The sequence below is a fragment of the Acinetobacter sp. YH12045 genome (genome assembly GCF_013419925.1).
In the GTDB taxonomy this organism is placed as follows: Bacteria; Pseudomonadota; Gammaproteobacteria; order Pseudomonadales; family Moraxellaceae; genus Acinetobacter; species Acinetobacter amyesii.
Window position 1 is genome coordinate 292,028 of record NZ_VOZE01000005.1, and the last position, 6,000, is coordinate 298,027.

A 6,000-nucleotide genomic window follows, 5' to 3' on the forward strand; every position below is an offset into this window, starting at 1 on the left:
TGGCCTGCGAAAAATACCAAGCTTAAGTTTTGAACAAAAAATAACACGTTGAGATGTAGTTGCAACTGACAAAGTCAATTAAACAGATAACTATGAAGATGGAAGAAATGTTTTTGGCTTGAGGAGAACGGCAATGTTTGATCAACAACCGACGTTGGAACTATTTTTTGAACAATTGGGGTTAGATGCAAGTCCGGAAGGCATTGATCAATTTATCGAAACGCATCAAATCACCATGGATGTTCCATTGCATGAAGCGCCATTTTGGACGAAGTCACAGCGTGACTTCATTATCAGTCATTGGAAAAAAGATGATGACTGGGCCATAGTGGTCGATATTTTAAATGAACAATTGCATACAGAACATAAGCTTTTCGGATCATGCAAAATCTAAATACAATTTGAAACAACAAACCTAGTTTTAACGCTAGGTTTTTTTAGCTTCATCATATAAGTTAATTAAATAATAAATGACAGATTAGTTGATAAGGAGGGCGAGATGCTCAATCAAAATAAACCATCCTTAGCTTTATTGTTTTCTCAATTGGGGTTAGCTAGCAGTCCAGCTGCGATCGAGTTATACGTGCGTACGCATCAGCTTGCTGCAAGTGAAAATTTACATGATGCGCCATTTTGGAATAAAGCGCAGCGTGATTTTCTAATCAGTCATTTAGTACAAGATGATGATTGGGCGATTTGGATTGATGAGCTGAATCAACAGTTGCATATGGATGCATATAAGCTGCAGCCAGCATAAATTTCATTTCTCCACAAATAAAAAAACACCTCCTCGGAGGTGTTTTTTTATTTAGTGCAGTTTGCTTTGGCGTAATTCTGAAAACCAGTCTTCTTGGCGATATGGATTAAATGCAGGATGCTCAAGTAATGTGGTCAGTTTGAATTCTTGAGATTTGCAGTACTTATTTAGCCAGTGGCGGGTTAACGCAGGTTCCTGTTTTACTGCAGAGGCATAGGCCAGGTAGAAGTAAATGTCGCCATGTTCAGCTTTGGACATCGGTTTCATAATCTGCTGGGTAATCAGGGCATAGCGCTGCTCTTGGGTAATTTCAAAAAATATCATATAAGCTTTGGCTAAATGTACAGACAAACTGACGTATAGCTCAATCGGCATTTCTTCAAATTCAATCCGGCTTTGCTCAAGTAGAACAATGGCTTCTTGCAGAAAATACACTTGTTCTTGATGGTTCTTACTTAAATTAACCAATTGCAGGCGTAAGTCTGCGCGCTCAAGAGCAAGTTCAGGGCTGTTGCCTTGTAGAAATAATTGATCGGTTTCGCCAATACGCTGAATAATTTTATGACTGTTTTGACGCATCGGGTACATCCTCATCTATGAATGACTCATATATGAGGATAGTTTAAGGGATTTAAAGGAGGAATCTCGAATTACCACATCGAGTTGTCATTACGTAGCCAAGCCGTAATCGATAAACGTTGATGTTTTGCTTCGAGTACCTCGTGTAATAGGTCACTTTGGAATAACGCAATGCGATTCGGTTTAGGTTCTAAAATATGCCAAACATCATTCTTATCTTGTAAGCGCAATTCACCGCCCCAGTCGGCTTGCCAATATTCATGCAAATAATAAACCGCTGAAATGACACGTCCATTTTTGCCTTGAGGATTATCTTTGTGTAGTGCATAAAACTCACCTGCGTTATAACAAGCAAAATGTGCTTCGACTTCGTGAATGCCAGAAAAAAATGCACGATTAAATTGTTCTGATAAATGTTCTAAAGCTTGAATATGTTCTTGTGCGACATCTAATGTGTCGTTAATCCATAAAATATGATCACTTCTAATTTTACTGATGACCCCATTTTGTACGGCTGCATCCCTAAATTTATTCAAATTTGACATACATTCTTCAACAAGTGCATGTATATATTCAGCAGGATAAGCGTCATCAATAATGCTAAACCCGTGTTGATCTAAATCATCGAGGATTTGATCAACCGGCCAAGACTTTGGGAGAAAGGCTGTTTCCATATACGATCCATAAAGTTGTGGAAAAAAAGGTGACGTATTCTAGAGCAAGAATAGCATCGGAATGAAACTATTTTTCATGCTAAAATGTCCGTTGATATTAGGAATTAAAGAAACATGAATTACCGTCACCATTTCCATGCAGGCAACTTTGCCGACGTGATGAAGCACGTTTTGCTGCTTCAGTTATTAAGTCGACTGAATGCAAAAGATAAACCTTATCGCTATGTAGATACACATGGTGGTGCAGGTAAATATGATCTTTCGACCTCTGAAGCACAGAAATCAGGTGAGTTTTTAAATGGTATTCATCGTTTAGTTAAGCTTGATGATTCGATTAAACGTAATGCACCTGAAGGAGTTCAACAATATTTAAAAGTTGTTGAAAAAATGCGTGAAAACTTTGGCAAAGGCGCTTATCCAGGCTCTCCGTGGTTCGCACTTGAAGGCATGCGTGAAACTGATAAGGCAACGATTTTTGAAATGCAGCGCGATGTATTCCAACAATTGCGCCACAATATTTTTGATAAACGTGCAGGCTTGCATGAGCGTGATGCTTACGAAGGTTTACTGGCTGTAATTCCACCAAAAGAAAAACGTGGTTTGGTCATGATTGACCCGCCTTACGAATTAGAACGTAAAGATTTTCCACAGCTTGTAGAATTGTTGGTGGCTGCTTATAAAAAATGGCCGACAGGCGTTTTTGCGGTATGGTATCCAATTAAAGACCGCGCGATGATTGAACGTTTTGAAAAGAAAATGTACAAAACCGGCATTCGTCGTCAGTTGGTTTGCGAAATTTGTGTATGGCCAGATGACACTCCAGTCGGTCTAAATGGTTGTGGTTTATTGGTGATTAACCCACCTTGGAAATTCTCTGAAGATGCGGACGAAGCATTACAATGGTTGTTCCCACATCTTCGTATGAATGAAAATGGTGGTCATGCAGCCGTACGTTGGTTGGTTGGCGAATAATTTTAAACTTGAAAAAGAAAGGTCACAGTTAGGATCGAACAATGACAAATACAAATAAACCTGAGCGGGAAATTTCTTCAAAGGATGAAAATGCATTTGATGGCATTACATTTGAAGTTGAAGAAGAGGAGCATACCCATGAAGGGCATAAAGTGAAACGTCGTGGGATCTATCTGTGGCCAAACTTGATTACAACTGCAGCGTTGTTATCCGGCTTTTATTCAATAATTGCCAGTATGAATGGTGAGTTTCAACAAGCCATTTATGCCATTTTCCTTGCAGCATTATTTGATGGTTTGGATGGACGTGTCGCACGTGCTATCGGCGCACAAAGTCCTTTTGGTGAACAGTTTGACTCGTTATCGGACTTACTAGCATTTGGTGTTGCACCTGCCATTTTAATGTATAGCTGGAGTCTAAATGACTTAGGCCGTATTGGCCTGGCAGCATGTTTTGTTTACACCGCATGTGCAGCCTTCCGTTTGGCACGTTTTAACGTACAAATTGGGGTTGTCGATAAACGTTATTTTATTGGTGTTGCAAGTCCACTCGCAGCCGTTATGATTATTTCATTGGTATGGGTAGGTATGGATATCCCTGCGGTCTTCGACTTACGCGAAACAGGTATTCAGATTTTTAATGCGGTAGTGATTATTGCAGTGGGTCTATTGATGATCTCAAATGTAAAATACTATTCATTTAAAACTGTGGATCGTCGCCGTGTTCCATTTGCGGTGTTGCCAATCATAGTCTTCATTTTAGCTGCTGTAACGTATAATATTCCAATGGGTATTTTAATTATTTCAGTAATTTATGCATTGTCTGGATTTGTCACAACCCTAATGGCAAAAAAGGCTGAAGCATGAGTTAAAACATGAAATAAAAATAAAAATGAAAAGGAGCTTGATATGCAGATATTTCAAGATTTCTTGGATCAATCAAGACGATTGAATCAAGCTCCAGATTTACAACATAAAAAAATAAATCTACATGCGCCGAATACGTCTTATCCTTCAGTCCATTATGGACTTTGTCTACCGAATCTTCCTGCGCCCTTACATTATTTTAACTTTATGAGTTGGCTTGGGCAGCCTCAGATTCCCGCTTTTCAAAATCCTGCGTCTATTCAACAAGACGAACTCAATACAGCCACAGTATTGACCAGTGTGAGCGGTCATATGGTTGGGCAATTACAATCATATTCCATCAAAGACGACTGTAGTCTGAGTGATACCGTCTTTAAATTTAGAGATAAAGAGCAGATTGGTTGGGATGGAGCGGTATTTCAAATCCATCGAGAAGATACTGAACTCAGTTTAGATTTGTCCGTGCAAACTACCGGTATTTCTTCTTGTTTAATAAAATTAAGATTAGGTCTAGCTGAATATTGGTCGGTGATGTGCCAATGTGAAGGTCAAATCAAATTTCAGGGCCAGATGTATGATGTAAATCAGCTGGCGGTTTTGTCTTATGCACAAATACGCAAGTTCCCATATTTACCTTTAGCGTTTTATACCCATCAGGTGATTAACCTTAGTCGACAACGTCAAATTATCTTTATGCAAACGCGAGACCGTTATAACAATATTTTGAGCTCACGTTTATATCTAAGAGATTTAAATCAGAAGCAAGTGTTCATGGCAGACCAAGGCGTGTTCTTTAAAGTCATGCGCGTTTATCCTGTGGTTAAAACCCCCAATTTGCAAAAAATGTATTTGCCACGTGAATTTGAATGGATTTACCAAAATGACAAACTAAAAATACATATACAAGCGCAGAGCCGTGGGGATTTTAAATTTGGACTCGGCGCTGGCTATGCAGGAAGCTTTAACTATCAAATTAAAATTAACGACGAAATCGAGTGTGGAGAAGGTGGTTACTGTGAATATGTTGATTGTCGAGCTTTAAAATGGCAAGAAAAGAATGAAAAAGATAAATTAACGGACAAATATGGAAATATTGTCCCTTTTATGCTCAAAAAATAGTAAAAAAACTCAATTTAGTAGAATAAATAAACAAACGTAATGAAAAATTAAAAATAAATGGAAAAGGGTGTTGCAACGGATGTGAAATGCTGTAGAATGCACATCCATCGGCGGTGATTAAGATTAAAACTTCTGATAAAACAATGACTTGTTTGAATTGATTAAGTTGGGTTTTATTTGATAAGTTTAAAAATAATTTGAATTACCAGTTGACTCTTTAGAAATAAAGAGTAATATAGCCGACCTAGCTTGCTGGTGACGAACCAACAAGAAGATCATTAAGAGATTATGAAGAACAACTTGTGTGGATTTTTACTGATTGATTGATCGAAATTATTTTCATTGATTGATGGTAGAAATTACTCGAAGTTTATTTGAGCAAATTTTTGTCAGTAATTGATGAGCCGAGATTGGTACACTATATGTACTATTGATTTTAAACTGAAGAGTTTGATCATGGCTCAGATTGAACGCTGGCGGCAGGCTTAACACATGCAAGTCGAGCGGGAATAGGTAGCTTGCTACCGATTTCTAGCGGCGGACGGGTGAGTAATGCTTAGGAATCTGCCTATTAGTGGGGGACAACATTTCGAAAGGGATGCTAATACCGCATACGTCCTACGGGAGAAAGCAGGGGATCTTCGGACCTTGCGCTAATAGATGAGCCTAAGTCGGATTAGCTAGTTGGTGGGGTAAAGGCCTACCAAGGCGACGATCTGTAGCGGGTCTGAGAGGATGATCCGCCACACTGGGACTGAGACACGGCCCAGACTCCTACGGGAGGCAGCAGTGGGGAATATTGGACAATGGGGGGAACCCTGATCCAGCCATGCCGCGTGTGTGAAGAAGGCCTTTTGGTTGTAAAGCACTTTAAGCGAGGAGGAGGCTACTTTAGTTAATACCTAGAGATAGTGGACGTTACTCGCAGAATAAGCACCGGCTAACTCTGTGCCAGCAGCCGCGGTAATACAGAGGGTGCGAGCGTTAATCGGATTTACTGGGCGTAAAGCGTGCGTAGGCGGCTTTTTAAGTC

The 6,000-nt window shown here is 39.5% G+C and carries 7 protein-coding genes and 1 rRNA gene; 6 read left to right on the plus strand and 2 right to left on the minus strand.

What is annotated here, in order from left to right; translation table 11 throughout:
- Window positions 1-133: 133 nt before the first annotated feature.
- Entirely contained in the window at window positions 134-394 is a 261-nt protein-coding gene (locus FTU02_RS09515; RefSeq protein WP_180156854.1) for a DUF2789 family protein, read from the plus strand.
- Window positions 395-499: 105 nt separating this feature from the next.
- The gene (locus tag FTU02_RS09520; RefSeq protein ID WP_078189234.1) at window positions 500-757 is read left to right on the plus strand and encodes a DUF2789 family protein; all 258 of its coding nucleotides are present in this window, start codon (window positions 500-502) and stop codon (window positions 755-757) included.
- A 51-nt stretch (window positions 758-808) separates the two neighbouring features.
- Here FTU02_RS09520 and FTU02_RS09525 read toward each other — a convergent pair whose 3' ends face one another.
- Both FTU02_RS09525 and FTU02_RS09530 read right to left on the minus strand, forming a co-directional pair.
- Window positions 809-1,336, minus strand: a complete 528-nt coding sequence (locus FTU02_RS09525; protein WP_180131890.1) for a hypothetical protein — start codon at window positions 1,334-1,336, stop codon at window positions 809-811.
- Between the two features lie 71 nt (window positions 1,337-1,407).
- Window positions 1,408-2,010 (minus strand): 2OG-Fe(II) oxygenase, encoded by a 603-nt coding sequence (locus FTU02_RS09530; RefSeq protein ID WP_180156856.1) that lies wholly within the window; start codon window positions 2,008-2,010, stop codon window positions 1,408-1,410.
- A gap of 114 nt (window positions 2,011-2,124) precedes the next feature.
- Between FTU02_RS09530 and FTU02_RS09535 the strand changes: the two genes are divergently transcribed.
- The 4 genes from FTU02_RS09535 to FTU02_RS09550 form a co-directional block, all read left to right on the plus strand.
- The gene (locus tag FTU02_RS09535) at window positions 2,125-2,982 is read left to right on the plus strand and encodes a 23S rRNA (adenine(2030)-N(6))-methyltransferase RlmJ (RefSeq protein WP_180106962.1); all 858 of its coding nucleotides are present in this window, start codon (window positions 2,125-2,127) and stop codon (window positions 2,980-2,982) included.
- A gap of 41 nt (window positions 2,983-3,023) precedes the next feature.
- Window positions 3,024-3,848, plus strand: coding sequence for a CDP-diacylglycerol--serine O-phosphatidyltransferase (gene pssA, locus FTU02_RS09540; protein ID WP_078192422.1), 825 nt, complete (start codon window positions 3,024-3,026; stop codon window positions 3,846-3,848).
- 42 nt (window positions 3,849-3,890) lie between these two features.
- Window positions 3,891-4,967 (plus strand): DUF6670 family protein, encoded by a 1,077-nt coding sequence (locus FTU02_RS09545; RefSeq protein ID WP_180156858.1) that lies wholly within the window; start codon window positions 3,891-3,893, stop codon window positions 4,965-4,967.
- Between the two features lie 438 nt (window positions 4,968-5,405).
- Window positions 5,406-6,000, plus strand: a 16S ribosomal RNA gene (locus FTU02_RS09550); the annotation flags it as partial.